The 24385-nt window shown below is 61.1% G+C and carries 21 protein-coding genes and 1 tRNA gene; 8 read left to right on the top strand and 14 right to left on the bottom strand.

Going from position 1 to position 24385, the window contains the following annotated elements:
* Positions 1–72: 72 nt before the first annotated feature.
* From ACUIAD_RS05030 to ACUIAD_RS04995, 8 genes are all read right to left on the bottom strand, one after another.
* Complete coding sequence (locus tag ACUIAD_RS05030; RefSeq protein ID WP_110451845.1) at positions 73–1503, bottom strand: amidohydrolase; 1431 nt, start codon at positions 1501–1503, stop codon at positions 73–75.
* 165 nt (positions 1504–1668) lie between these two features.
* Positions 1669–2463: an isoprenyl transferase gene (locus tag ACUIAD_RS05025; RefSeq protein ID WP_110451844.1), complete on the bottom strand. Its 795-nt coding sequence runs from the start codon at positions 2461–2463 to the stop codon at positions 1669–1671.
* 3 nt (positions 2464–2466) lie between these two features.
* The gene (gene recO / locus ACUIAD_RS05020) at positions 2467–3189 is read right to left on the bottom strand and encodes a DNA repair protein RecO (RefSeq protein WP_110451843.1); all 723 of its coding nucleotides are present in this window, start codon (positions 3187–3189) and stop codon (positions 2467–2469) included.
* A 15-nt stretch (positions 3190–3204) separates the two neighbouring features.
* Entirely contained in the window at positions 3205–4857 is a 1653-nt protein-coding gene (locus ACUIAD_RS05015) for an alpha/beta hydrolase family protein (protein WP_110451842.1), read from the bottom strand.
* A 101-nt stretch (positions 4858–4958) separates the two neighbouring features.
* Positions 4959–6188, bottom strand: coding sequence for a flavodoxin-dependent (E)-4-hydroxy-3-methylbut-2-enyl-diphosphate synthase (gene ispG, locus ACUIAD_RS05010; RefSeq protein ID WP_181414421.1), 1230 nt, complete (start codon positions 6186–6188; stop codon positions 4959–4961).
* Complete coding sequence (dxr, locus tag ACUIAD_RS05005) at positions 6185–7441, bottom strand: 1-deoxy-D-xylulose-5-phosphate reductoisomerase (protein ID WP_445342958.1); 1257 nt, start codon at positions 7439–7441, stop codon at positions 6185–6187. Before dxr ends, ispG begins: the two co-directional genes overlap by 4 nt.
* A gap of 39 nt (positions 7442–7480) precedes the next feature.
* Positions 7481–9175 (bottom strand): DivIVA domain-containing protein, encoded by a 1695-nt coding sequence (locus ACUIAD_RS05000; protein WP_445342957.1) that lies wholly within the window; start codon positions 9173–9175, stop codon positions 7481–7483.
* Positions 9176–9276: 101 nt separating this feature from the next.
* Positions 9277–9350: transfer RNA gene (locus ACUIAD_RS04995), tRNA-Val, on the bottom strand.
* A 121-nt stretch (positions 9351–9471) separates the two neighbouring features.
* Between ACUIAD_RS04995 and ACUIAD_RS04990 the strand changes: the two genes are divergently transcribed.
* On the top strand, positions 9472–11016 hold the full coding sequence (locus tag ACUIAD_RS04990; RefSeq protein ID WP_445342956.1) for an MDR family MFS transporter: 1545 nt from the start codon (positions 9472–9474) through the stop codon (positions 11014–11016).
* 149 nt (positions 11017–11165) lie between these two features.
* Here ACUIAD_RS04990 and ACUIAD_RS04985 read toward each other — a convergent pair whose 3' ends face one another.
* Both ACUIAD_RS04985 and ACUIAD_RS04980 read right to left on the bottom strand, forming a co-directional pair.
* On the bottom strand, positions 11166–11582 hold the full coding sequence (locus ACUIAD_RS04985; protein WP_110451839.1) for a DUF3052 domain-containing protein: 417 nt from the start codon (positions 11580–11582) through the stop codon (positions 11166–11168).
* A gap of 51 nt (positions 11583–11633) precedes the next feature.
* On the bottom strand, positions 11634–12500 hold the full coding sequence (locus ACUIAD_RS04980; protein ID WP_110451838.1) for a S16 family serine protease: 867 nt from the start codon (positions 12498–12500) through the stop codon (positions 11634–11636).
* 94 nt (positions 12501–12594) lie between these two features.
* On the opposite strand from ACUIAD_RS04980, the gene ACUIAD_RS04975 reads away from it, so the two are divergent.
* The gene (locus ACUIAD_RS04975; RefSeq protein ID WP_110451837.1) at positions 12595–14223 is read left to right on the top strand and encodes a zinc-dependent metalloprotease; all 1629 of its coding nucleotides are present in this window, start codon (positions 12595–12597) and stop codon (positions 14221–14223) included.
* A gap of 39 nt (positions 14224–14262) precedes the next feature.
* Here the strand turns inward: ACUIAD_RS04975 and ACUIAD_RS04970 are convergent, their stop codons facing one another.
* Positions 14263–15753 carry an ATP-dependent helicase gene (locus ACUIAD_RS04970; protein WP_181414419.1) on the bottom strand — a complete coding sequence of 497 codons (1491 nt, stop codon included), beginning with the start codon at positions 15751–15753 and terminating at the stop codon, positions 14263–14265.
* Between the two features lie 103 nt (positions 15754–15856).
* On the opposite strand from ACUIAD_RS04970, the gene ACUIAD_RS04965 reads away from it, so the two are divergent.
* Positions 15857–17485 (top strand): phosphotransferase, encoded by a 1629-nt coding sequence (locus tag ACUIAD_RS04965; protein ID WP_110451836.1) that lies wholly within the window; start codon positions 15857–15859, stop codon positions 17483–17485.
* A gap of 88 nt (positions 17486–17573) precedes the next feature.
* Entirely contained in the window at positions 17574–17813 is a 240-nt protein-coding gene (locus ACUIAD_RS04960; RefSeq protein WP_110451835.1) for a DUF3107 domain-containing protein, read from the top strand.
* Positions 17814–17877: 64 nt separating this feature from the next.
* Here the strand turns inward: ACUIAD_RS04960 and ACUIAD_RS04955 are convergent, their stop codons facing one another.
* Positions 17878–18786, bottom strand: coding sequence for a PHP domain-containing protein (locus tag ACUIAD_RS04955; protein WP_110451834.1), 909 nt, complete (start codon positions 18784–18786; stop codon positions 17878–17880).
* 72 nt (positions 18787–18858) lie between these two features.
* Here ACUIAD_RS04955 and ACUIAD_RS04950 point away from each other — a divergent pair, with 72 nt between their 5' ends.
* A complete protein-coding gene (locus ACUIAD_RS04950) occupies positions 18859–19467 on the top strand; it encodes a vitamin K epoxide reductase family protein (RefSeq protein ID WP_181414418.1) in 609 nt (202 codons plus the stop codon).
* Here ACUIAD_RS04950 and dapF read toward each other — a convergent pair whose 3' ends face one another.
* The gene (gene dapF / locus ACUIAD_RS04945) at positions 19468–20433 is read right to left on the bottom strand and encodes a diaminopimelate epimerase (protein ID WP_110451832.1); all 966 of its coding nucleotides are present in this window, start codon (positions 20431–20433) and stop codon (positions 19468–19470) included.
* A gap of 67 nt (positions 20434–20500) precedes the next feature.
* Here dapF and murI point away from each other — a divergent pair, with 67 nt between their 5' ends.
* The gene (gene murI / locus ACUIAD_RS04940) at positions 20501–21286 is read left to right on the top strand and encodes a glutamate racemase (protein WP_110451831.1); all 786 of its coding nucleotides are present in this window, start codon (positions 20501–20503) and stop codon (positions 21284–21286) included.
* A gap of 68 nt (positions 21287–21354) precedes the next feature.
* Complete coding sequence (locus ACUIAD_RS04935; protein ID WP_110451830.1) at positions 21355–22206, top strand: patatin-like phospholipase family protein; 852 nt, start codon at positions 21355–21357, stop codon at positions 22204–22206.
* 57 nt (positions 22207–22263) lie between these two features.
* Here ACUIAD_RS04935 and ACUIAD_RS04930 read toward each other — a convergent pair whose 3' ends face one another.
* Complete coding sequence (locus ACUIAD_RS04930; protein ID WP_445342955.1) at positions 22264–23220, bottom strand: SPFH domain-containing protein; 957 nt, start codon at positions 23218–23220, stop codon at positions 22264–22266.
* 167 nt (positions 23221–23387) lie between these two features.
* On the opposite strand from ACUIAD_RS04930, the gene ACUIAD_RS04925 reads away from it, so the two are divergent.
* Positions 23388–24335: an aldo/keto reductase gene (locus ACUIAD_RS04925; RefSeq protein WP_110451828.1), complete on the top strand. Its 948-nt coding sequence runs from the start codon at positions 23388–23390 to the stop codon at positions 24333–24335.
* Positions 24336–24385: the final 50 nt, after the last annotated feature.

Below are 24385 nucleotides of genomic sequence, written 5' to 3'. Positions count from 1 at the left end.
CAGTCGAAGCCGACAGCCGCCAGGCGAAGTGATCCAAAGGGTCACAGGGCCCGACGGCACCCGAACAGTAGGTCAGTGGGGCATCACATCGTCAGGAATGACGACCTTGTACTCCTGGCCGGCGAATGTCTTGTCAAAGTCCTCCTTGGCGGCCTTGACCAGGTCCGGGTCGGTCAGCGCATCATAAACGGTCAGAGCCAGGGTCTTGCCAGCAGCCAGCAGACCCTTGTGGGCCACCGAGGACTTGCCGTTGGCCGCCCACTGCCAGGAGTGTGGTGAGGTGCCCTGGGGCTCGAAGCCGCCGCTGAACTGGGCGGTGGGCGTCTGCCAGCTGACATCGCCGACGTCGGTGGACCCCGATGCCGTATCGGTGAAGACCAGGGGATACTTCTTCAGAGCCATGGTGGACTCGGCCATCTTCCTGACTTCCTCCTCCGAAAGATCAGAGAAGGCGGCCCTGGCACGACTGAGCACCCGCTGCTTGCCGGCCTCGGGGACCGTGTCGGTGTAGCGGCGCTCGTAGTCCAGCTCCTGCTGGTCCAGTGGCAGAGGGCCGACGACGTCCAGGTTCCTGTCTATGGCCTCGGTCAGCGGATGGTTGGGGATGAAATTGTAGCAGGCTGCGTCGAACTCCTCCTTGACCTGGGTCTCGGTCATCAGGGCCGCACCCTGGGCGATCTTCTCCACACGCTTGAACAGATCCTGAGCCTGATCCATCCTGGGAGCGCGCACGAAGTAGTAGAGCCGGGCATGGGACTGCACCACATTGGCCGACTCGCCGCCTGCATCGATAAAGGCGTAGTGCACGCGGGCCTCATCGATCATGTGTTCACGCAGGAACTGCACACCCACGTTCATCAACTCCGCGGCATCCAGGGCGCTCCGTCCCAGCTCAGGAGCCGCAGCCGCGTGCGCCGGCACGCCAGTGAAGTCGAAGTAGGCCTGCAGAACTGCCAGGCTGGAGGAGCCCCAGGCCTGGGTCACATCCGAGGGGTGCCATGACAGGGCCAGGTCCAGCCCGTCGAAGACCCTGTCCCTGGCCATGAAGGCCTTGCCATAACCCGACTCCTCAGCCGGGCAGCCGAAGACCTTGATGGTTCCCTTAAGGCCCTTTTCCTCCATGAAGGTCTTAATGCCCACGCCTGCCGCTACGGCAGCCATGCCAAGAATGTTGTGACCGCAGCCTTGTCCATTGCCACCTTCGACCAATGGCTTGTGCTCGCCCAGATCAGCCACCTGGCTGAGGCCTCCCAGGGCGTCGTATTCGCCGGTGATGCCGATCACTGGACGGCCCGAGCCCCAGGTCGCCACGTAGGCATACTCCATATGGCCTACGCCCCTCTCGACGTCAAAGCCCTCCTGCTCCAGCACCTTGTAGTGCTGCTGAACCGATTCCTTCACGGCAAATCTGGTCTCGGGAGTACCCCAAATATGGTCGGCAGCATCGATGAACTCCTGTGACTTGTCCTCGATGATCTGCATGATGCGTTGCTTATCGTCCACGCCTGTCACTCCTTCGCTTCGTTTGCTGCCCTGATTTCCACAGCAGACATGGCTTGCTCCGCTGCGATATGACACAGACTACCGTTCAAGAGCATTACAAGAGAGTTCGAACGTGTAAATTTGGACGACTATGGCTAACTTCACAAATTGAGATGTCTCGTTTTCTCAGGCATTCTCCACACCGCCGAAGCGTCTGTCCCGGTGGACGTAATCGTCGATGGCCCGCCAGAGCACCTCGCGCCCGCAGTCAGGGAAGAGCTCAGGCACGAAGGCCAGCTCCGCATAGGCCGCCTCCCAGGGCAGGAAGTTGGAAGTACGCTGCTCCCCCGAAGTGCGCAGGACCAGGTCACAATCCGGTACGTCAGGGTTATAAAGGTGCTGCGCAATCATCTTCTCAGTCACCTTGGAACCCTTGATCTGCCCTGCCGCCACCTCCTGGGCGATGTCAGTGGCTGCATCGGCCAGCTCAGCTCTGCCTCCGTAATTGATGCAGAAGATCACATCGATCCTGGTGTTGTCCCGGGTCCGATCCATGGCCGCCTCCAGCTCGTCGATGACCGACTTCCAGAGCCGAGGTCGACGGCCCGACCAGCGCACGCGCACCCCCCAGTCGTCCATCTGGGCCACCCGACGGTGGATGATGTCCCGGGAGAAACCCATCAAAAAGTGCACTTCGGCCGGCGAGCGCTTCCAATTCTCCGTCGAGAAGGTGTACAGGCTCAGGTAGCGAACCCCTGCCTCGATGGCTCCGGCTATGGTATCGAAGACCACCGGCTCGGCGGCCCGGTGGCCCTCGGTACGCTCCATGCCCCTCTGCTTGGCCCAACGGCCATTGCCATCCATGATCACGCCCAGATGCCGCGGGACCGCTCCCTTGGGGAAGTGCGGGATCCGTCCGGGGTCGGAGAAGGGGGCTGCTGGCACATCCAGGGAGGTATAGTCGACCGGGTCAAAGCTCATGCTTCAAGAATCTAATAGCCGCAGAGACCTGATTGGTCTCTCCAGATAATATTCGCCCCATTTCTCAACAAGACCATCGCACAGGGGGGTTGAGACCTTGCCGTCCAGCACTGACCAATCCCCGCTGCTCAGAGCCTGGAAGCGGGCCAGAGTGGCAGGATCCACCGCCACAGCATCGGTGGTCCTGTCCCGGCTGCAGACCACCCCGCCGCCAGGCACCGAAAAGTGGGTCAGCTGATCGGTCCGGCCGCAGACGATGCAGGAATCCAGCCGGGGACGCCAGCCGGCCATCGCCAGGGATCGCAGCAGGTAAGATGCGCCGATGTCACGGGGGCCATGCCGGTGACCAGCCAGACTGGCCAGTGCGGAAACCAGCAGACGGTATTGATCCGGGGCAGGTTCGTGCTCGCCCACCACCAGCTTGTCGGCGGTCTCAAGCATGACGCCCCCGTTGGCGTAGAGGTCATAGTCGACGCATATGGCATCGGCGTAGGGGACCAGACATACCGCCTGGGAGACGATATCCAGGTTCCGACCGCTAGAGATGAGCAGATCGTCACGCATGAATGGCTCCAGTCGTGCGCCGAAGCGGGACTTGGTCCGCCGCACTCCCTTGGCCACGGCTCTGACCTTGCCGTGCCCCTTGGTCAGGATTGTCACGATCCGGTCGGCTTCGCCCAGCTTAACCGTTCTGAGGACAAGGCCCTCGTCACGATAGATAGCCACGGCGGTCCCGTCCTTTCATTGATAGATGAACAGACCCCAGAAGGCGAAGATCAGCAGGACTCCGAACATGGCCAAGGTGGTGACGATGAAGAGGGCAACGCCAAAACGGGTGGAGGCCAGAACAGGTCTGGGATCCATGTCACGCATCTGCTGACGCAGGCTGGGGCCGCCGGCCTTGCTCGCGCGGACCTGATCGGGCAATCGGTCCAGTCCCTTGAGGGAGGCTACTTCGACCATACGGGCGAAGGTGCGCGACCAGGCCCAGATGACCAGGGCACAGACCACCTGGATGACCGGCCAGCTCCAGTAGCTGACCCCAGCCTGGTCGGGCACGCCACCCCAACCCAGGCGTACCACGGCCATGATGACCTGACCCAGACCAGCTCCGAAAAGGACCAGGGTGGCCAGGGTGGTGCCAGTGATGGTGACCAAGGTGCCGCCGAAGCCATGGCTGAAGCCCAGAACCGGGTCCTTGCGCCTGCGCAGACGGAACAATTTCATCAGACCTGCCACCACTGCCATGACCAGGGCCGCCAGCAAAAGAACCAGGGTCAGCAGGTGCAGGACCAGCATATAGATGGTCAGCGAGCGCCGCCCCCGCAGGTCAGTAGGCACGGCGATGGACTGGTGGATGGTGGCCCCTCCCACACTGGGGCTGGTCTGATGCAGGCCATGAACCTGACCCACCGCCCAGTCGATCATGTCCTGCTGGTAGCGGTCAGCAAGGGGTGTGCCGGTCCGGGCCTCATCCCCCAGCCGCAGCACATGGTTGGAGACCGGGTAGGAACGCACAGTGACGTTCTCGTTGCCTGAGGCGTGCGCCTTCGACAGCACGCGTTGCACCCCCTCCACCTGTGCGGTCATCACGTCCTTGGCCCCGTAGGCCAGCAGGGTGGGGATGGCGTAGGTGTAGCGGTCGGTGGGCTCGATGTCCAGATTGTTCAGGCCCAAGAGAGTGGCATCTGTGCTGAAAAGCCGACGGACCACCGACTGGTAGCCCTGGTTGGCCCCGGCAATGGCGAAGTCCTGGGCCACGAAGAAGCCCATGGCATGCCGCGGGGAATAGACCATAGGGCTCAGCAGAATCTGGAAGGCGATCCGATGGTCCATGGTCAGCAGCATGGCTGCGATCCAAGTGCTCTCGCTGGTGGCATAGATGCCCACCTTGGAGGCATCCACATCATCTTGGTCGCGCAGCAGATTGGCAACCCGCTCATAGGCCCTGGCCGAGGCGGGATAGTCCCTGTCGGCATCCGTAGTGGACCATACCGGCTTGTCCAGCACAGCAGTGACGAAACCTGCAGAGGCCATGGACCGGGCCACGTCCCCGAAGGAGTTGTCGCAGGTCCCGTAACCGGCGCCGTGCATGAAGACTACAGCCGGCCGATGGCCCGAAGCGCCCTTAGGAGCGCGAATTAGAATTCTGATGCGCTGGTGCTCGCCCGTGGCGGGCCTTTCCACGCTCAGTTCCTGGTGTCGGGATTCGACTTGGTATTGCCCCATGGCCTCCCTGGCAACCCCGGCAGGCCAGTCGAAGGTGACTGCAGTGTCGGGAGTCAGAGTGGGAAAATTCTGGTCCACCGGCTCGTACTTCCAAGGGACGGCGGTCAGGTGGGAGACAGAGACCAGCAGACCCATGAGGATGACGAAGACAGGCAGACTGGTCATCAGCCGTCTTACCCTGCTCCACCCGCTTGCGGGGAGGGAACGCTCAACCTCTTGGGACACGTCGGCCATTGTAACCGGTGGCGGGGATGGCGCTTACGCCCTCAGCTGGCACGGCCGGTAACCGGGACCACCATGGGCCCTACCTCCGGCAAGGTTTCACCCTCGACAGCCGCCTTGGCATCCATCTGGGCGGCGATTTCCTTAGCCCGTTCCAGCAGAGTGGGGACGATCTGGTCCTCAGGCACCGTCTGCACCACCTTGCCTTTGATGATGATCTGGCCCTTGCCGTTGCCCGAAGCCACCCCCAGGTCGGCCTCCCTGGCCTCGCCTGGTCCGTTGACGATGCACCCCATGACGGCCACCCGGATGGGAGCGGTGATGTCCTTGAGCCCCTCGGTGACTTCCTTGGCCAGCTCGATCACATCCACCTGGGCCCTGCCGCAGGAGGGGCAGGAGATGATGTCGAAGTGGCGCTGGCGCAGCCCTAGATACTCCAGAATCTTGCAGCCCACCTTGACCTCTTCCACAGGCGGTGCGGACAGGGAAACACGAATAGTATCGCCAATGCCCTCAGCCAGAAGCGCGCCGAAGGCCAGACAGGACTTGATGGTCCCCTGCCAGGAAGGCCCGGCCTCGGTCACGCCCAGGTGCAGGGGCCAGTCGCCCTTGGATGCCAGAAGCCGGTAAGTCTGGACCGTGGTGACGGGATCGTGGTGCTTGACGGAGATCTTGAAATCGTGAAAACCCACGTCCTCGAACATGTGGGCCTCTTGCAAGGCCGAGGCGACCAGGGCCTCGGGGGTTGGGCCGCCGTAGCGGGCGTAGATATCCTTGTCCAGGCTGCCGGCGTTGACCCCGATTCGCAGGGAAATGCCTGCATCGGTGGCGGCCTTGCAGATCTCGGGACCAACCTGGTCAAACTTGCGGATGTTGCCCGGGTTGACCCTGACAGCTGCGCAGCCCGCATCGATGGCCTGGAAGACGTACTTGCTCTGGAAATGGATGTCGGCAATGACCGGGATGGGCGACTTCTTCGCAATGATGGGAAGCGCGTCGGCATCGTCCTGGCTGGGTACAGCCACACGTACGATGTCGCAGCCGGCGGCAGCCAGCTCGGCGATCTGCTGCAAGGTAGCGTTGATGTCAGCGGTGACCGTGTTGGTCATGGACTGCACCGAAATCGGTGCGCCCCCGCCGACCGGCACAGGCCCCACCATGATCCGACGCGAGCGGCGGCGAGGATGCAGAGGAGTCTGGCTGATGGCCTGGTCGCCTGTCTTACGGAACCCTTGGGAGGATGCTGACTGTTCGGTCTTGGGAATGCTACTCACGCAGTCATGTCTATCAAAGCATCAGCCCTTTGACGCGCCTCATGCTCGACTTGCTCCATTACCTCCACGGATGTGAATGTTCCCGGAAGATGCGTTTCCATGGCATCCATGACTGAACGGATGGTTTCGACAATATCCAGGTAGGGCAGCCGGTGATCCAGGAAGGCCCGAACCGCCTGCTCGTTGGCGGCATTGAAGACCGCAGTCATGGGCTCGCAGCTTCCCAGAGCCCGTCTTGCCAGATTGACCGCCGGGAAAGCCTGGTCATCCAAGGGCTCGAAGGTCCAGGTACTGGCCTTGGACCAGTCGCAGGCGGCAGCCACATTGTCAAGACGAGCGGGAGCTGAAAGGCCCAGGGCAATGGGAAGACGCATATCAGGAGGCGAAGCCTGGCTAATGGTGGCGCCATCCTGGAACTGGACCATTGAGTGGACCACGGACTGAGGGTGGACGACCACAGTGATCCGCTCGGGCTCGATGCGGAAAAGCCGACTGGCCTCGATGACCTCCAGACCCTTGTTGACCATAGTGGAGGAGTTGATAGTGACCACCGGGCCCATGGACCAGGTCGGATGATTCAGGGCCTGCTCAGGGGTAACCTTGCGCATAGCCTGGCGGCTCCAACCCCGGAAAGGACCCCCCGAGGCGGTGACCACCAAACGGGCCACCTCTCCATGCTGCCCAGAACGCAGAGACTGCCAAATGGCCGAATGCTCGGAGTCGACCGGGTTAATCTGGCCGGGCCTCAGCTGGGCGTCAAAGAGCAGATGGCCACCAGCCACCACAGACTCCTTGTTGGCCAAGGCCAGCTGCGATCCGGCCTGCAGAGCCGAAATGGATGGACGCAGACCGACTGATCCTGTGATGCCGTTGAGGACCAGATCGCTGCCCGAACCAGCCAGAGCCTGTACCGCCTCCATGCCTGCCTCTACCTGGATGCCATTCAATCCCAGGGCCTTGAGAGCCTGCAGCAGGGCCGGAACCCGGGCATTCTCGGCAAGAGCCAGACGGGTCACGCCAAAATCACGCGCTTGGCGGGCCAGCAGTTCGACATGAGCGCCGCCAGCGGCCAAACCGGTCACCTGGAACCGATCCCTATGACGACTGATCAAATCCAGGGCCTGAGTGCCGATGGATCCTGTGGATCCCAGGATAACTAGACTGCGAGGCTCATTGACTTCGTTCCTGGGCGACCAATCCTCCAAGGTGCGTTCACGCCCTAGCGACGAACAAGCCTGCCTGCCCTCACTCATCACTGCCATGCCTTCCGGATTCCGCAACCACTCGATGACTCAGTGACCGCTATCGTCTTTGCCTCCCTCGTCATCAAAACCGGGGAAGGAAATATCTGGGATGTCCAGTTCTATCTTGGGAAGATCCTGGTTGACCAGGGATGCCAGATAGGAATCCGGATCCTGATCCTGGCTCTGACCGCCCTGCGCGTTTGGTGAATACCGCGGCTTGGCCCAGTCGGGTGTGTCCGAGACTGACTGGCGCGAATCCTTATCGCTTCCGGTCGTTTGAGCCGAGGGACGCTCCTGTGGGACAGGCTCTTCCGGTGCAGGATCATCATAGCTGCCCAAGGGTCCGCCTGCTCCTAGAGGGCCGTCAACGAAGGGTGAAGAGATAATCGAGGTGCTTCCTGGCGCCGGCGACCAGTCATCATCAGCACCATTCGAAGCGGGTCTCGACGATTCAGTGCTAGCAGAGGGAGAGAACGCCCCTCCTGCCGAAGCAGCGGCCGGAGTGGATGAGACGGAAACCGAAGGCGTCTGCGTCGTAGGCGAAGAAGAAGGTGGGTAGCTGATAGGCACGGACTGCGCAGCTGACGCGGATGTCGCTGATCCTGCCGCTGCAGGCGGGACGGAGGCAGGCATAGCGGCGGAATTGACAGGGGCAGCGGCAGATCCGCCGTTCGCCGTCCCGGCTGAATAGGTCTGTCTGGCTGAAGAAGATGCAGCAGGCGCTGTACCAGCAACTGCTGCACCAACACCCGTGGATGCCCCAGCTCGGTCTTGTGCCAGCCGCTTGTTGACCGCCGAGGCCAGAGCGCTCAGAGAGCTGCTGGGCTTGACCGAAGGCATCGTCTGGGTGTTGGCTGTCGGAGCCTCAAAGATGGCCCTTTCAGCCTGATGAAGCTGAGCAAAATCATCCGGATTGTTCGGGGTGCCCTCTACAGCTGCCCCCACCGGTCCGGAAGCGGAGGCATCAGCTGTGCTCCATGCAGGAGTCTGGCTCTGCCCGATTAGAGGCTGAATGGCCGAGGCTGAAGAATTCTGCGCTGAAAACTGCGATCGTGCAGAAGCAGCAGGCGTCGACGAACTGCGGCCAGGGTTTTTGGACTTCTCGCTGACCCTGGCAAAGGATTCCAGCTGTTCCAGGAGCTCGACCGCCTTGGCCAAGAAGAAATCCACCTGACGTTCGTCATAGCCCTTGGAGCCCCGACGCTGCGTAAAGATGACATTGGAGACGCGATCGGCCGTAATATCGGTATTCTTTGGCTTGTCCGAGCCTGTTTTCCGCCCCTCCTGCAGGTTGAGCAGATCCGATGTCTTGTTGAGAATCTGCTCAATCAGCCGCTCCACCTGCTTGCAATCGTAGGAAGGCATGCCAGGATCCCCGCGTTTAAAGACGCTGCCCGAAGCTCTGCCCGCATGAGTGGTCAGCTCGGATTGCAGACTGACCATTCTGTTCTTCCATCCATCCACGCCCACCCGGGCAAGCTCCATACTGGTCTGTCTGTCGGAAATCACCCTCTCCAATCGGGAGAGAGCAGCATCCACCTGGGTGACGATATAGCCGTTCTTGCACAGATCAAAGGATGCGTTGGCGATCTCCTCTTGTGTCAGGTCAGGATCCCGGCTCTCATAAAGCGAGTGAGCCCGCTCCAGGAAGGCATCCACCTGCTTGGTGTCATATCCCCACTTGTGCTTGCCCGAGCGCGCTATGGTCGCCTGGGTTCCGCGGGCATCAGGCTTAGCTGACATCAGGCATCGACCTCCTGACCTTTCTTGCCAACGATCGTAGTGCATCGATTCTACGTGAGCGCTAAGACGCAACTCCGAGCACGCCCTTCTCAAAACCCCTGTGGTCCCGCCCGGACTCGAACCGGGGACATCCACCGTGTAAAGGTGGCGCTCTAACCAACTGAGCCACGGGACCAGCACACCACCTTAGCAGATTACACGGTGACAAGACCACACGGTGCGGCTATAATCCACTAGGAATTCGCGGCCATTGTCCGCAAACGAAGAGAAACACACCATACGACAGGGGGTTCGGATTGTCACAGACAGTCGATACAGGCAGTGGCAGGAAGACCAACCGCACCCTGGTGACGGTAGCGGTCTTCATCGCCACATTCATGACGGCCATCGAGGGGACCATCGTCTCCACCGCCATGCCCACCATCATCGGGGACCTGCATGGGCTGTCCATCATGAACTGGGTCTACTCCATCTATCTGCTCATGACGGCGGTCACCACGCCCATCTACGGCAAGCTTTCAGACCGCTTCGGCCGCAAGCCGCTGCTGACCATCGGTCTGCTGGTCTTCGTAATCGGGTCCACCCTATGCGCCCTGTCCCAGTCCATGCCCCAGCTGATCGGCGCCCGTTTTCTGCAGGGTCTGGGGGCAGGTGCCATCCAGCCGCTGACCTACACGGTCCTGGCAGACATCTATCCCCTGGACAAGCGGGCGGGAATGATCGGCCTGAACGGCTCGGCCTGGGGCATCGCCTCCATCATCGCTCCCCTGCTGGGCGGCTTCATCGTCCAGCAGATAAGCTGGCACTGGGTCTTCGCCATCAACGTGCCCATCGGACTACTGGTCATCGTCATGATCCAGCTCTTCCTGAGCGAGCATATCCAGAAGCGCGAAAGCCGTATCGACTACATGGGCATCGGACTGCTCAGCGTCAGCCTGATCTGCCTGATGCTCTGCCTGCAGAGCCTGGGTTCGGCGGGCAATGTGCGAATCACTCTGATCCTAGCCGTCGCCACCATGGTCACCTTTGCCCTGCTTCTCCATGTGGAGGGCCGCCAGGAGGATCCCATCCTGCCCCCGCGGCTCTTCCGCATCAGGACCTTCGTCATACAGAACATCTGCATGCTCCTGGTGGCGGGATTCCTCATGGGCTTCGACACCTACATGCCCATCTGGATGCAGTCTGTTTTGGGAATGAACCCCTCCCTGGGCGGCTTTGTGGTCACACCCTCCTCCATCCTTTGGCTCCTGGGCGCATATCTGGCTGGACCGCTGACCATGCACCACCCGCCGCATCGGGCCACCAACATAGGCCTGGCCTTCATCCTGACAGCCTGCGTCTGCTATATAGCCGTCCCCCAGGCCACCGCCTACTGGGCCTTCCTGCTCATCTCTGCCGTGGTCGGCTTCGGTTTCGGTCTGACCATCACCACCTCGACCATCACCGCTCAGAGCGTGGTGCCCTCAGGCGACGTGGGTGCCTCGACCAGCTTCAACACCCTGGCTCGATCCCTGGGACAGACCCTGATGGTCTCCATCTTCGGCATCGTCATGAACACGGTTATTGCTCGCGAGGTGCCTCAGCATAAGGGACTGACCGAGGATATGATGAACAGCATGATCAACCCAGCCACGGCGGGGAGCATCCCCTCCCGACTGCTGGGCCCGGCGCGCACCATCGTCTTCGATGGTCTGCATTGGATATTCCTGGTGGGCCTGGTCATTCTGATCATGGCCCTGGTGGCCAACCTATGCGACATCCGCTCGCATACCCTGCTGGCCGAATATCAGAACAAGGCCACGACGGCAGCTCCTGCGATTGCTGAGAAGGACAAGCAGTAGGGGCAGCTGGGTCAGCGGGATTCCTCTGGGAATTCCTCATGAATGATAACGAGGTGGTGGGCATCGGTTGATCCCGATGCCCACCACCTCGTTTATCGGCGCTTACGCGATATACCTACCCGCAAGAAACGCCTGGACGGCCAAAAGTCTTACTTGCCCTTACCGAAAGCCCGCAACTGGGTGGCGTTCCAATCCTTGCTGACGGTAGTGGGCATCAGCGCATTCATGCCTGCAGTCTTGGCCGCATTGGAGACGATTCCTGGCGCCGAAGCTCCTGGTCTGCCGGGCTTGGGAGTCAGCACCCAGAAAGGCGCACCTTTGTTGATCATGGCCGAGGCATCCATGATGGTGTCCGCCAGATCGTCCTCGGCATCGCCGTCTCGCCACCAGATGATGACTCCATCCACGGCTGCGTCATAGTCCTCGTCCACCAGCTCTTCGCCGGTCAGGTCCTCGATCCTGGTCCGGATCCCGTCATCGACATCATCGTCCCACATCCATTCCTGAACGATATCTCCGGGATGAAAACCGAACTCTTCCGCTGTATAGGTTGTAGTCTCAGCCACGGCTTCAGCATAACAAGACTGCCGGAATTCACCAATTGGGCCGGCCTTGTCTTATCTGCCTTTAGCGGCCGTGCAGCGGGGCAGCCCCTCCCCCTGACCATGGCCAATAGCCACTAGGGCCTTATAGGCCTCATCCAAAGTGGCCACCTGCACATCGCGCAGCCCCTGGGGCACATGGCCAACCACCTGCGAGCAGTTGTCCTTCGGAGCCAGGAACCAGGTGGCGCCGTCCCGTCTGGCTCCAAGCATCTTCAGCCGGATGCCGCCTATGGCCCCGACCCGTCCCTTTTGATCCATGGTGCCGGTTCCGGCGATGGTCAGACCGCCTGTCTCCTGCTCCGGCGTGATCATGTCAATGGCCCCCAAGGTGTACATGAGCCCAGCCGAGGGTCCGCCGATATCAGCTACCTTCATGCTGAACTGCAGACCTGACACGTCATATCCATGGGTCTTGAGGAAGGCCAAAGCCTGGGCCGAGGCAGCCTTCTGCGAGCCGTGCATGTCGCCCTGCTCCTGACGCTTGTACTCCTCTACGCTCTGTCCGGGAGGCACCACAGCCTCTTGGGGAAGAACTGCGGCATGGGGGTCCACCCAGCCAACCAGGGCATCCAGGTTGGAGGCCGGGTAGCCGGGGATTCCGCGGGCATTGACCGTGGTCATCAGCAGACGGCCCTTGTCACGGTGGACCTGGCCGCCCTTCACCTTGATGACTGGCGAGCCTTTTGAATTTCCCAGCACATCCTGGGTGGGTCCTGGCGTCTCGATGGTATAAGGCGAGGGAAGAAAAAGCACCAAGAGGGCCAGAATGACCAGAAGACCGCCGACCAGCATTTTGCGCGTGGGTCCGCCAAGCGCCCCGACTTGCCTTTCGGATGCGCCTGTGGCGCAGTGATCCGATTTTCCGTGCGGAAGTGTCATAGCTCCAATATTATGGTTGATGAAGACGATAATCCTGGCAGATGTCAACCTTGACGGCGGGCAACCTGCCTTGGCGAGGACTGGAAACAAAGCTATGGACGAGAATGCAATCCACCAATGGCTCATCGAGTGCTTCGGCCCGGTGCAGGGCGAGCTGGCCTGGAGTCAGTTCTCACAGCTGCCTGAGTCCATCCGATCCCAGATGGCGGCCCAGGGAGCCGATCAGCTGCCCAAACCCGCCGAGGTTCAGGCTCTGATCCAGGCTTTCACGGCTGGGGGGCTGAATACGCCGACCGATATGGAGGCCCAGGCTGATCAGGGGCCCATCAACGTTGCGTTGGCCAAGAACATCGCACTGGGGCGCACTAGGGCCGACCAGTCCGATACCACCGTCACCGCCGAGGATAGCGACCGGGTGGCCCGAGTCATGAGCGAGGCTAACCTCTGGTTGGACACCGTCTGCGCCTTTGACCCCGCCCCAGGCCACGCCGAAGCACTGACCCGTGCCGGATGGATCGAGGGCAGCATAGACGCTTGGGTCCAGTTCGCATCACCTGTGGCCCAGGCGGTCAGCGAGGCGCTGACCTCCGTCATAAGCCAGCGCTTCCAAGGCTTCGACCAGGGCGAGATCTCGGGAATGTTCGCCGGGCCTGTGCCCATCCCACTGCCCGACAATCTGAAAGACCCGACCACACTGATGAGGCTGCTGGGAAATACCTCCTTCGCTATGCAGCTGGGACAGGCCGCCGGCGAGCTGGCCAAGGAGGTCCACGGGGGATTCGACCAGGGCATTCTACTGCTGAAGAACCCCGCCGGCGCCCTCATACCGCAGAACATCAAGTCATACGCAAAATCCCTGGAGTTGAATCTGGATGAGGTAACCAGCTACATGGCTCTCAAGGAGGCCGCACACGCCCGGCTCTACGCGGCTGTCCCCTGGCTGATGCCGCGCTTCGAGGCCCTGATCGGAAAGTATGCACGGGGGGTCTCCATCGACCTGGACGCCGTGGAGGACCAACTGCGCGATGCCGAACAGATCAACCCCGAATCCATCGCCGGCGCCATCAACCTCAGCAACGTCGGCATTGAGGACACCCCTGAACAGAAGGAGGCCCTGCACAGCCTAGGCGATCTGCTGGCCCTGGTGGACGGCTGGGTGGATTGCGTGGTCTGGAACGCCGGCATGGCCCACCTGCCCCATCTTGAGCAGCTGCGGGAGATGACCCGACGCGAGCGTGCTGTGGGAGGACCGGCTGAACAGACCTTCGAATCCCTGCTGGGTCTGCATCTTCATCCCAAGCGGCTGCGGGAGGCTGCCGATCTCTGGGAGCGCATAACCGCCGACGAGGGAATCCAAGGCCGGGACGGCCACTGGTCCCACCCTGATCTTCTGCCTTCCCTGCCCGCCAAGGACGAAGCCGATCAGAGAGGAACATCAACCGCTGCAGAGGGGCAGTCCAAGCAAAAGACCGCCGCCTCGGTGGACTGGGATGCCGAGCTGGACAAACTGCTGAACGCCCAGGAGAAGGATTCCTCTGCCGATGCGACCGCCCCTGCAGACTCCGACGATTCCGATTCTGACGCTTCAACCGACCAGAAGCATTCAGACCATGAAGCTCCTGGCAATCCGAAGAGCGCCGGCTCGGATTCCAAAGACCCTGGCAGCGCCCACCCGGACACGGACGACTCAGACAGGGGCGATTCGGACAGCGACCAAGCCTGAACCGATTCCCCTACGCTACGATGGACGGGACGTTAGTGCTCAGCGATGAATGAACCGACTGGGGGCGCGTCGGACGAAGGCACTGCCATCCTTGTGTTCCGCGTAGGAAAGATGCAGAGTGTCCTCGGCCCGGGTCACTGCCACGTACATGAGACGGCGCTCCTCCTCAAGGGCGTCCCCCTCGGGCGGTGAACCAAAGGGAATCAGCCCTTCGGCACAGCCCACAATGAAGACGTGAGCGAACTCCAACCCCTTGGCGGCGTGAATGGTGGAGACCGTGACCCTCCCCTGGCCCATGCCGCCCTCCAGCTGCTTTAGCACCTCCTGTTTGCTCAGATCGACCGACTGGTTCTGCCAGCCTGACTCGGTGCGAACCCGGTATCCGATTCCATGTTCGTGCAGGGCACGGCAGATCAGAGTCTGCTGGGCGTTGATCCGTGTCAGGATTGCAAACTGGCCGGGCTGAGCCCCCTTTCTGATCATGGAGGCAAGACGAGAAGCCACGGCTCCAGCCTCATCACGATCGTCCTCGTAACGGGTCATCGCGACCCTGCTGCCCTCCTCACGGGCCGAGGTCAGCTTCAGATAGTCGCCACGCACTGGCGAGTGCGCCAGAATGCCGTTGGCATAATGGACCACTTTCCTAGTGGACCTGTAGTCGGTGGACAGGTCCAGATCGGCCTTGATGCTTGGAAATTCCCCGGGAAAGTTCAGCAGGTAGTAGGATGTGGCCCCAGCGAAGGAGTAGATGGTCTGAGCCGGGTCCCCTACCACGCATAGGTTCTGCCCCCCGTTGAGCCAGAGCTTGAGCAGCCGGTGTTGCAGGGGTGAGACATCCTGGTACTCGTCCACGGTCAGCCAGCCGATCCGGTCTCGAATATCTGCAGCAGCCCGCCCGTCCTCTTCCAATATGTGGCAGACCAGCAGGAGAATATCGTTGAAGTCCATCTGATTGTGGGCGGCTTTGGAGCTCTCGAAAACCGTGTACAGGTCGGCCATCCGATCAGCCTCCAGACCGGCAGGAGGCAGACGGTGAGCGGCCGCACAGACGCGAACATAGTCCTGCGGAGCGATCAGCCCCACCTTGGCCCAGTTGATCTCGGCAGTCAGATCCCTGATCTGGCCTGGATCGGGCTCCTGTCCGCAGACCCGCTGATAGGCTGATGACACCAGGGGAGCCACATCCTCAATCAGATCGGGAGGATAGGTCTCGCTGACCTGAGGCCATACCCGCCTGAGCTGGTGCAAGGCCGCCGAGTGAAAGGTCACCGCCTTCAACGAGGCCGACACGCCAAGCTTGTTCAGACGATCGCGCATCTCAGCTGCCGCACGGACCGAAAAGGTCACCGCCAAGGTTCTGGATGGCTCCCAGCTGCCACTGGCACAGGCATAAGCCATACGCCGGGTGATGGTTCTGGTCTTGCCAGCCCCGGCGCCTGCGACGATCCGCACAGGGCCGTCAAGCACGGTGGCCGCCTGTCGCTGGGCAGGATCCAGACCCTCCAGCAATCGTTCCTCATCCTCATGCACACCCCCATTGTGCCAAAGACCGGTACCGGAACCGGCGGCGGCGTGCCTATGTGGTCAAGTGGACAACCGAATCCACAACAGTCCTTGTATTATCCTTGAGAATGTGAGTGAACGAACGAAGCTGACCCTGGCTGCATTAGCATCGGCTGCCATGCCCGACGTTCCCATGACCGGAGCGCGAGACTGCGACCAGCTCAGCAGCCTGGACCGTGCACAGGGCGTAGACTGCGCCGTAGTCCAGGACGCGACCGGCAATGTCTACGATGTCTGGGCGACCAGCTCGGATGCCGGCAAACGTCGGCTGGGCGCTCGGGTCAAAGCAGCTCAGGCCCTGGCCGATGCCAAAGAGATTGCAGCCATGGGCTTCCGGGTCGAGCACATTCTGGCCTACCAGCCAGGCGAGCGGGACGACAGTCGGACTGGTACCACAGCCGTTGCCGTCATGACTCACTGCCCGGGCCGAATCCGTCCCCTCCATCTGCTGACCCTCAACGAATGCACCGCCGCAGGCACCGCCATCGGCGCCATCCACCGGGTGCGCTCTGATTTCCTGAAAACCTACGGCTATCCAGCCTTCTCCACTGACCAAATCGCGGCACAACTGCGAGGATGGATCAAGCGGCTGCGCATGGATGGCCATGTGCCCGAGGAAATCACTGATTCCTGGGCTTCCATCGTGGCGACCGACGGACTCTGGTCCTTCGACACCTGCACCGTGCACGGAGGATTCTCCGATGGCGATCTGCTCTACGCAGGCTCAGGACTGAGCGGGGTCTACGGATGGCAGGACATGCAGGTCAACGACCCTGCCCGCGACCTGGCCTGGATCTTCGCTAAGCTGGACGGGTCCCGCCGAAACGCAGTCATAGCGGCCTATGGCAGGATGATGGGAGCCAGGCTGGATGACCTGATCATGCTCCGAGCCAATCTCTGGCTGCAGATGGAGCAGGTGGGCGAATTCATCACCGCCTTGGACCGGGCGGACAACGAACGGATCGTCCAGTTCAAGGCCCAGGTGGAGCGTCTGGCCCAGCAGCTGGGCGATCACGAGCAGGGCCTGCGAACCCGTCATGAGCAGCAGACGCACAGTTCGTCACCCGATGGCGCACCCTCTACCATCACTGTGGGCACGCTGCTGGAGGGCGACAATTCTGAAGACCCCTCTGCAGCGAAGATACAGAAGAATCCGCAGCCAGGGCAGAACCCCGCCTCGGCAGATGCAACGGCTTCACCCAAGGAGCCTTCCGCCGAACCGGTGGATGAAAGCTCGGTCACTATCGCCATCAGCAGGGTGGATATGGCCGACCTGGCTCAGACTCAGACTGCCATGGATCATTCTGACGCAAGGCAGAAACCCGTGAGGCAGGCCCAGAGCGCCGACATCGGCAGTGACGATCAGTCCAGACATCCAACTGTTGATCCTGTCTCCCAGCACGAAGAATCGGGCCTAAGCGATCATTTCCGCGGCATCGGCAACCCAGTCACCGGTGATGACGATATTGACCCTTCCATAGACGACCAGCCTTCGAATGCCGCTGAGGCAGGAAAGACCGCTCCCCAACCGCATGAAGCCTTGTCATCCAAAGCTCTTGCAGACGATCAGGCCGAGACCATCGTCCTCGCCAGAAAACCCTTGCCCGAGCAGACTCCTACGATCGTCACAGACGGACAGGCATCAGCGTCGCCCCCGGAGACCAATTCTTCCCAAGAGAAGCCGCTCCAGGACGCTTAGAGCGTAATCACCGGGGTCAGCGAATAATGAGACCGGAAGATCCGTAGACCGGCAGGACTGGGCAACGGAGAAAACCTTGGAGGTAGCAATGGATATCGAATTCGGCATCAAGAATGTGGCCCGCACGGTCAACTTCAGCACCAACGCCAAGGCCGACGAGGTGGCTGCCCACATCAGCCAAGCCCTGAGCCAGGGCGGACCCATCGATCTGGTGGACGACAAGGGCCGGCACATCATCGTTCCCAAGGAGTCACTGGGCTACGCAGTAGTCGGTTCAGACACCACTCATCCGGTCGGTTTCGGCGCCCTGGGAAGCTCCGCCGAATAAGGCTATGATCACCTGACGGGGGCGGCCGGATCCTTGTGGTCTGACCGCCCCCGATCCGTATTCGCTAATTCCTCCAAGCCGCAGGACGAGATCCCTGGGCCTTGTCCACGATTCGGGCCACCACCTCACCACTGGTGCTGTTCTCACCCATGCGGTTGGGCTTGCCTTGGCCGTGCCAGTCCGATCCTCCGGTCACCAGCAGTCCCCAGCGCTGGGCCAGGGCCAGCAGTCGTCGACGTTGCTCAGGCGGATTGTCTCGATGCCAGACTTCCAGGCCACCAAGCCCCTCCCTGGCCAGAGCCGCGATCTGCCGGTCGGAGAGCAGAACGGCATTGCGGCTGACGGCACCAGGGTGGGCGATGATCAGGACGCCGCCTGCATGGTTGACCGCTTCCAGCACCTGGTGAGTGGTCGGCGAGGGCGTAGGCAGGTAATAAGCGCTTTTGGAGGAGCAGACTCCTGCGAAGGCCTGGCTTCGGTCGCCATAGATACCGGCTTTGACCAGGGCATCGGCGATATGCGGACGGCCCACCGTGGTCTTCGACCCCTCCTTGACCTGATCCAGCACATCCTGCCAAGTGATGGGATAATCCTGAGATATCCGCTCGACCATGGTCCTTGTCCTGGTCAGTCTGGCTTCCCTGGTCTTGGCGAAGAGCCCGGCAATGACCGGATCCTTCGGATCGTAGAGATAGGCCAGCATGTGGACCGAGACACGGCCATCCTGCGCGGTGATCTCGGTACCCGGCAGCAGGGGCATTCCCAAGTCGTGCGCAGCCTGTCGAGCCTGGTCCCAGCCCGCGTTGGTGTCATGGTCGGTGATGGCCAGACCCTCCAGTCCCTGCTGCTGCGCCTGCTCGACCATCCTTCGAGGCGTCTCGGTGCCGTCTGAGAACACGGTATGGCAGTGCAGGTCCCATCCGGCCCCGACTCCAAACGGACTGGAGACCGTGGCAGTATCCTCATGCGTCATACCTCCATCCTAAACTCGTGAACGCGTTCCAGTCCCAGAACAACCCCTCCAATCATCGAGGTGATGGACCCCATGAGCGAACAGACCTCTTCATCGCTTTCCAGCTATGTGATTGCTGCCTTGGCATCGTTCATGGCACTCTATGCCAGTCTGGTCCTATCTGCGGAAACCCTGCAGCTGGCACGTCACCCCCAAGGCCAGCTGAGCTGCGACATCAACTCGGTGGTCTCCTGCTCAGCCGTGGCCCAGTCGCCCCAGGCAGAGCTGATTCGTCTGGGCACCCTGCCGGTTCCCAATGCCTTCCTAGGACTGATAGCCGAATCCGTCTTCCTGACGTTGGCTGTAGTGGGCATGTGCCGAATCAAGATGCCCGCACTGCTGGCGGCAGGGACCTGGCTGGCCTCGCTTGCCGCCCTGGCCTATGCGCTCTGGCTGTTCACCCAGTCGCTCTTCGTCATCCACGCCCTCTGCCCCTGGTGCCTGGTCATGACCTTCTCCACCAGCTTGCAGTTCATGGCGTTCAGCCATGCCACAGTGGTTCAGCAGGGTCTGCCGCGCAAGAGGCCAGGATGGCTTCAGACCTACTACCAGCGGCATTTCGATCTGATGGTTGATCTAATCTGGCTGGTTGTCCTGGCAACCATCGTCCTCGCTGTTGAAGGCTCCGCCCTCTTCGGCTGATCAACAGCCGGGAACATTCTCCAGAGTCAGACGGGCTACCATTCTGGCCGGTCCGGTCAGCCACACATCCTGCGAATCCACGTCCACCTTCAGACGGCCCCCGCCTACCTGTATGGACCAGTGATCGGCTCCGGTCAGTGCTCGCAGCAGTACGCCGCTGGCGCACAGACCTGTCCCACAGGACAAAGTCTCTCCGACTCCACGCTCATAGACCCTCATGGTAGCCCGACCGCTGCCATTCTCGGCATCCAGGGCATCCAGACGTAGGAACTCCACATTCTGCCCCTCGGCGAGTCCGGGACTGACCCGTGGCGAAGCAGACAGGTCCAGATCGCCCGGGTCCGGCAGATCAGTCCTGGACAGCAGGTCAGTCACGGTTCCCGGCAGCCCTCTGGCCTCCAATTCAGCAGCGACTGAGGTCAGAACGACTACATGCGGATTGCCCATATCCACCATGGTGCCAGGAGCCGAGCCTGATAGGTCCCCGCCATCGACCAGCTGTTCCCCTACCGATTCCATCCGCCAGGTTCCGACCTTGACCTTGAACACATGTTCGCCATCGCTCTTCATCGGACCGTGCGAAACGATCCGCTTGACCCCGGCTCGGGTCCCCAGCAGGAAGGAGGAACCCTCCATGGTCGGCGTCAGTCCCTGCTTCTGAGCGAAGAGGGTGACGGCCCGCGTCCCGTTGCCGCACATCTGGGCCAGTGATCCGTCCGCGTTGCGGTAGTCCATGAACCACTGGCAGCCGAAACGGTCGCAGGCATCCACCTGCTCTTGATTCAGGTCGCTGACATCGGCCGGGTGAGTCAGCCGGATGACCCCGTCAGCGCCGACCCCGAAATGCCGGTCGCACAGCCATCGCACTTGGTCGCCGGTGGGTTCCAGATTCCCCCGGGGATCGGCGTAGACCACGAAATCGTTGCCAGTGGCTTGCATTTTGTAAACAGTCCGGGGAATACTCATGCTTGTAGCGTACGGCCTTTCGGCGACAGGCTAGGCTGGTTGTTCGGCTGTGAAAGGAGCAGATCACATGGGATCAGATGCACCGATCGGGATCTTCGACTCCGGGCTCGGCGGTCTGAGCGTCACTGCGGCAATCCAGAACCTTCTGCCCCAGGAAAATCTGCTCTACTTCGGCGACTCCGCCTATGCCCCCTACGGCACCAAGAAGCCGGACCAGATTGCCCAGCGCTGTCAAATTATCGGCGACCGATTCATGGACCAGGGCGTCAAAGCCATGGTCATTGCCTGCAACACCGCCACCAGCGTCTGCGTGGATGCGATGCGCCGACGCTACCCTGTGCCGGTCATCGGCATGGAGCCGGCCTTGAAACTAGCCTGCACACGAGGCGGAGGCCGACCCCAACGAGTTCTGGTCACGGCCACCCCGCTGACCTTGAAGGAGTCCAAGTTTTCCCAATTGATGGCACGGTTCTCCGGCAAGCACACCATCCTCACCCAGCCCTGCCCAGATCTGGTGACCATTGTGGAGTCTGACAGGCTGAATGACCAGCCCCTAGTCGATGCCACCCTGCACCGTTATTTGGATCCCTATGATCTGCAGACTTTGGATGCGTTGGTCCTGGGCTGCACCCACTTTGTCTTCTTCCGACAGCCCATCGCCCGAATCTGCCCGCCAAGCCTGGCCTTGATCGACGGCAACCCTGGAACGGCTCGCCACCTCAAGGATCTGCTGGCCCAAGACGATGCCCTCAACCAGGACCCTGGTCCCGGAAGGGTACAGATCGCCAATTCCGATCCCTCACTGGCCATCCTGGATCTGTCCAAGCGGCTTCTAGCCTCCTGCCGCCCCTGAGCAGCTTGTCCAACGTTCACGCATAAGCTGTCATCAAGCGCAGATTTCTGTCAGGAAACGAGGTGCCCATGGCACGCAAACGAACAGCTGTCATCGACGTAGGTGGAGGCTACCGATCCATCTTTGGAGCCGGAGTCTTCGACCGCTGCATGGAGCAGGGCATCACCTTCGATCACTGTTACGGAGTCTCGGCCGGCAGCGCCAATCTGGCCTCTTTTCTATCAGGCCAGCTCAGGCGCTGCTACCGCTTCTACACCGTCTACTCTTCCCGCAAGGAGTACGCGAGTGTGAGCAACTTCCTGACCAAGCGCACCTTCGTCGATCTGGACTACGTCTATGGCAAACTGTCAGCCCATAATGGGGAATGCCCGCTGGACTACCCTGCTTTGAAGGCTAATCCTGCCCTATTCACCATTGTGGCCTGCAACGCCACTGACGGATCCACCGCTTACTTCGACAAGTCAGACCTGGCCCAGGACAACTATGACGTCCTCAAGGCCTCATCCACTGTTCCGGTGGCCAATAAGCCCTACATGATCGATGGCGTGCCCTACCTGGACGGCGGAATCGCCGATCCAGTCCCCATCCGCAAGGCCCTGGACGAGGGCTATGAGCGCATCGTTCTGGTCCTGACACGGCAGAGGGATATTCTGCGCGAGCAGAAGAAGGATGTCCTGCCGGCCCGAATCCTGGCCAAGACCTATCCGGCGGCCGCCGAGCGTCTGATGGAGCGCTATCGCACCTACAACGACGAGGTGGCCCTGGCCAAACAGGCTGAGAAGGAGGGCCAGGTACTCATCCTGGCCCCGGACAGTCTGTGCGGGCTGACCACGCTCAGCAAGTCACTCAAGGGACTCAATGCCATGTACGACAAGGGCTATCGGGCAGCCGAGGCTATAAACGACTTCCTGAAAGGCTGAATCCCGCCGGGCCTGCCATGTAAACGGCGCCTGTCTTCGGCTTCTTCTATTGAAACCTTAGAGAACCGATGCCTCGGTCCCGCCCCCTGTCTGTGTATACCTGCTGCTGTCTTGGGGATTCTTGCTGTCCTGGCTGCTCTGAGCGGTCATCAGTGCAGCGGTCATCTGGTTGAAGAGATCGTTGTACCCGCCGGGGGTCGCCGCAGGCAGAACCAGGGTCTTGGCATTGCTGGAATCGGCCAGCGAGCGCATCACATCCAGATACTGATTGAAGAGGACTACATTGTTGACGGCATCGATATCCATGCCCACAGCCCGCAGGCTGTTAATCTGGTCCACAATGCCGTTGGCGATCTCCCGGCGGTAATTAGCCTGACCCTCGCCCTGCATCCTGGTCTTCTCGGCATCCGCCCTGGCCTGGGTCTCGATTTCGATCCTGCGGGCCGCGGCACGCTCCTTGGTGGCCTCCTTCTCACGCTGAGCCGCGTTGATGGAGTCCATGGCCTGCTTGACCTGGCCGGAGGGATCGATGGCGGTGACCAGGGTCTTGATGACCGAGAACCCGAAGCGCTGCATCTCCTGGCCCACAGTCTTCTGCACATCGGAGGCGATGTCGTCCTTGCGGGCGAAGGCGTCATCCAGACTCAGGGCCGGAATGGCCGACCTGAGGGCGTCCTCCATGTAGGAGCGCAACTGGCCCTCCGGGTTGACCAGCTCGTAGTAGGCCGTAGCCACATTGGCCGCCTCCACACGGAACTGTGCAGAGACCTCCACCATGACGAAGACGTTGTCCTTGGTCTTGGTCTCCAGCTTGACGTTGAGCTGGTCGACCCGCAGGTTGGTTCTGGTGGCTACCCGGTCCACCAAAGGGATCTTGATATGGATGCCTGCCAGGGCCACCCGTTGGTACTTGCCGAAGCGCTCAATGACGTATGCCTTTTGCTGGGGCACTACGAAGATCCCCATGAGGAAGATGACCAGCAGGATGGCCAAAATGACAACGCCTAAACTCATAAGTGTTCTCCTTCGAGCTTAAAACCTTTGAATTCCGGACCTGCAAATCGCTGCATTCCGGCCTTTTCCATCATGACCATACATGATGAACCCGACTAAATAATCCCTTCTGACGATAAAGCGGTAATAGACTCGGCTTAATAAGACTTCAAACCGAAAGGATGAACATGGCAAAACTACGCGGCATCGATGCCGAAATCTTCCCCTTGGTTCTGGGCGGCAACACCTTCGGATGGACCAGCGACGAATCCGAATCCGACCGGGTTCTGGACGCATACTCGCAAGCCGGAGGCAACCTGATCGATACAGCTGACGTCTACTCGGCCTGGGCTCCCGGACATTCCGGCGGCGAGTCCGAGATCGTCCTAGGACGATGGCTGGCCAAGAACGGCAACCGCAGCAAAGTCCTGGTAGCCACCAAGGTCAGTCAGCACCCGCAGTACTCCGGTCTTTCGGCCAAGAACATAGAGGCCGCCGCCGACGCATCCCTGCTCAGGCTGGGCCTGGATGTGATCGACCTCTACTACGCCCACTTCGACGACAGCTCCACCCCCTTGGAGGAGACCGCTGAAGCCTTCGACAAGCTGGTCAAGGAGGGCAAGGTCCGGGCCATCGGCCTGTCAAACTACACCCCGGAGCGGATCCGCGAATGGTTCAGCATCGCACGCAAGGAGGGCCTGACCCTGCCGGTGGCTCTGGAACCCCAGTACAACCTAGTATACCGCAAGACCTATGAGGATGGCCTTATGCAGGTTGCCAAGGACGAGGATCTGGCGGTCTTCCCCTACTTCTCACTGGCCTCAGGCTTCCTGACAGGCAAGTACCGGACCATGGGCGACCTCAAGGGCAAGCAGCGCGAGGGTATGGTCAAGGACTTCTTCACCCAGGAGGGGCTGGACGTGGTCGCCGCTATGGACGGCATCGCCAAGACCCATGGAGTCGAACTGGCCACCGTAGCACTGGCCTGGCTCAACCAAAGGCCTGGTATCGCGGCCCCCATTGCCTCTGCGCGCACTCCTGAGCAGCTGCCGGCTCTCCTGGCCGCTGCTCATCTGGAACTGAGCGATCAGGATATGCAGACCCTGGATCAGGTCAGCGACAAGGTCAAGGGCTGATCAACAGCCGGCACGGCAGCTCAGATGTCAGTACACGGCTAAGCGCAGGC

Source organism: Bifidobacterium sp. ESL0819, assembly GCF_052606245.1.
Note: the sequence above shows the minus strand (reverse complement) of the source record. Positions and strands in the feature narration are given on the sequence as shown.

Coding starts and splice junctions, on each gene's coding strand:
- ACUIAD_RS04925 (WP_110451828.1), top strand. CDS start 23,388: ATGGCAAAACTACGCGGCATCGATGCCGAAATCTTCCCCTTGGTTCTG.
- dapF (WP_110451832.1), bottom strand. CDS start 20,433: ATGAGTATTCCCCGGACTGTTTACAAAATGCAAGCCACTGGCAACGAT.
- ACUIAD_RS04955 (WP_110451834.1), bottom strand. CDS start 18,786: ATGACGCATGAGGATACTGCCACGGTCTCCAGTCCGTTTGGAGTCGGG.
- ACUIAD_RS05025 (WP_110451844.1), bottom strand. CDS start 2,463: ATGAGCTTTGACCCGGTCGACTATACCTCCCTGGATGTGCCAGCAGCC.
- murI (WP_110451831.1), top strand. CDS start 20,501: ATGGGATCAGATGCACCGATCGGGATCTTCGACTCCGGGCTCGGCGGT.
- ACUIAD_RS04960 (WP_110451835.1), top strand. CDS start 17,574: ATGGATATCGAATTCGGCATCAAGAATGTGGCCCGCACGGTCAACTTC.
- ACUIAD_RS05000 (WP_445342957.1), bottom strand. CDS start 9,175: ATGTCAGCTAAGCCTGATGCCCGCGGAACCCAGGCGACCATAGCGCGC.
- ACUIAD_RS04930 (WP_445342955.1), bottom strand. CDS start 23,220: ATGAGTTTAGGCGTTGTCATTTTGGCCATCCTGCTGGTCATCTTCCTC.
- ACUIAD_RS05015 (WP_110451842.1), bottom strand. CDS start 4,857: ATGACCAGTCTGCCTGTCTTCGTCATCCTCATGGGTCTGCTGGTCTCT.
- ACUIAD_RS04950 (WP_181414418.1), top strand. CDS start 18,859: ATGAGCGAACAGACCTCTTCATCGCTTTCCAGCTATGTGATTGCTGCC.
- ACUIAD_RS04935 (WP_110451830.1), top strand. CDS start 21,355: ATGGCACGCAAACGAACAGCTGTCATCGACGTAGGTGGAGGCTACCGA.
- ACUIAD_RS04980 (WP_110451838.1), bottom strand. CDS start 12,500: ATGACACTTCCGCACGGAAAATCGGATCACTGCGCCACAGGCGCATCC.
- dxr (WP_445342958.1), bottom strand. CDS start 7,441: ATGAGTGAGGGCAGGCAGGCTTGTTCGTCGCTAGGGCGTGAACGCACC.
- ACUIAD_RS04975 (WP_110451837.1), top strand. CDS start 12,595: ATGGACGAGAATGCAATCCACCAATGGCTCATCGAGTGCTTCGGCCCG.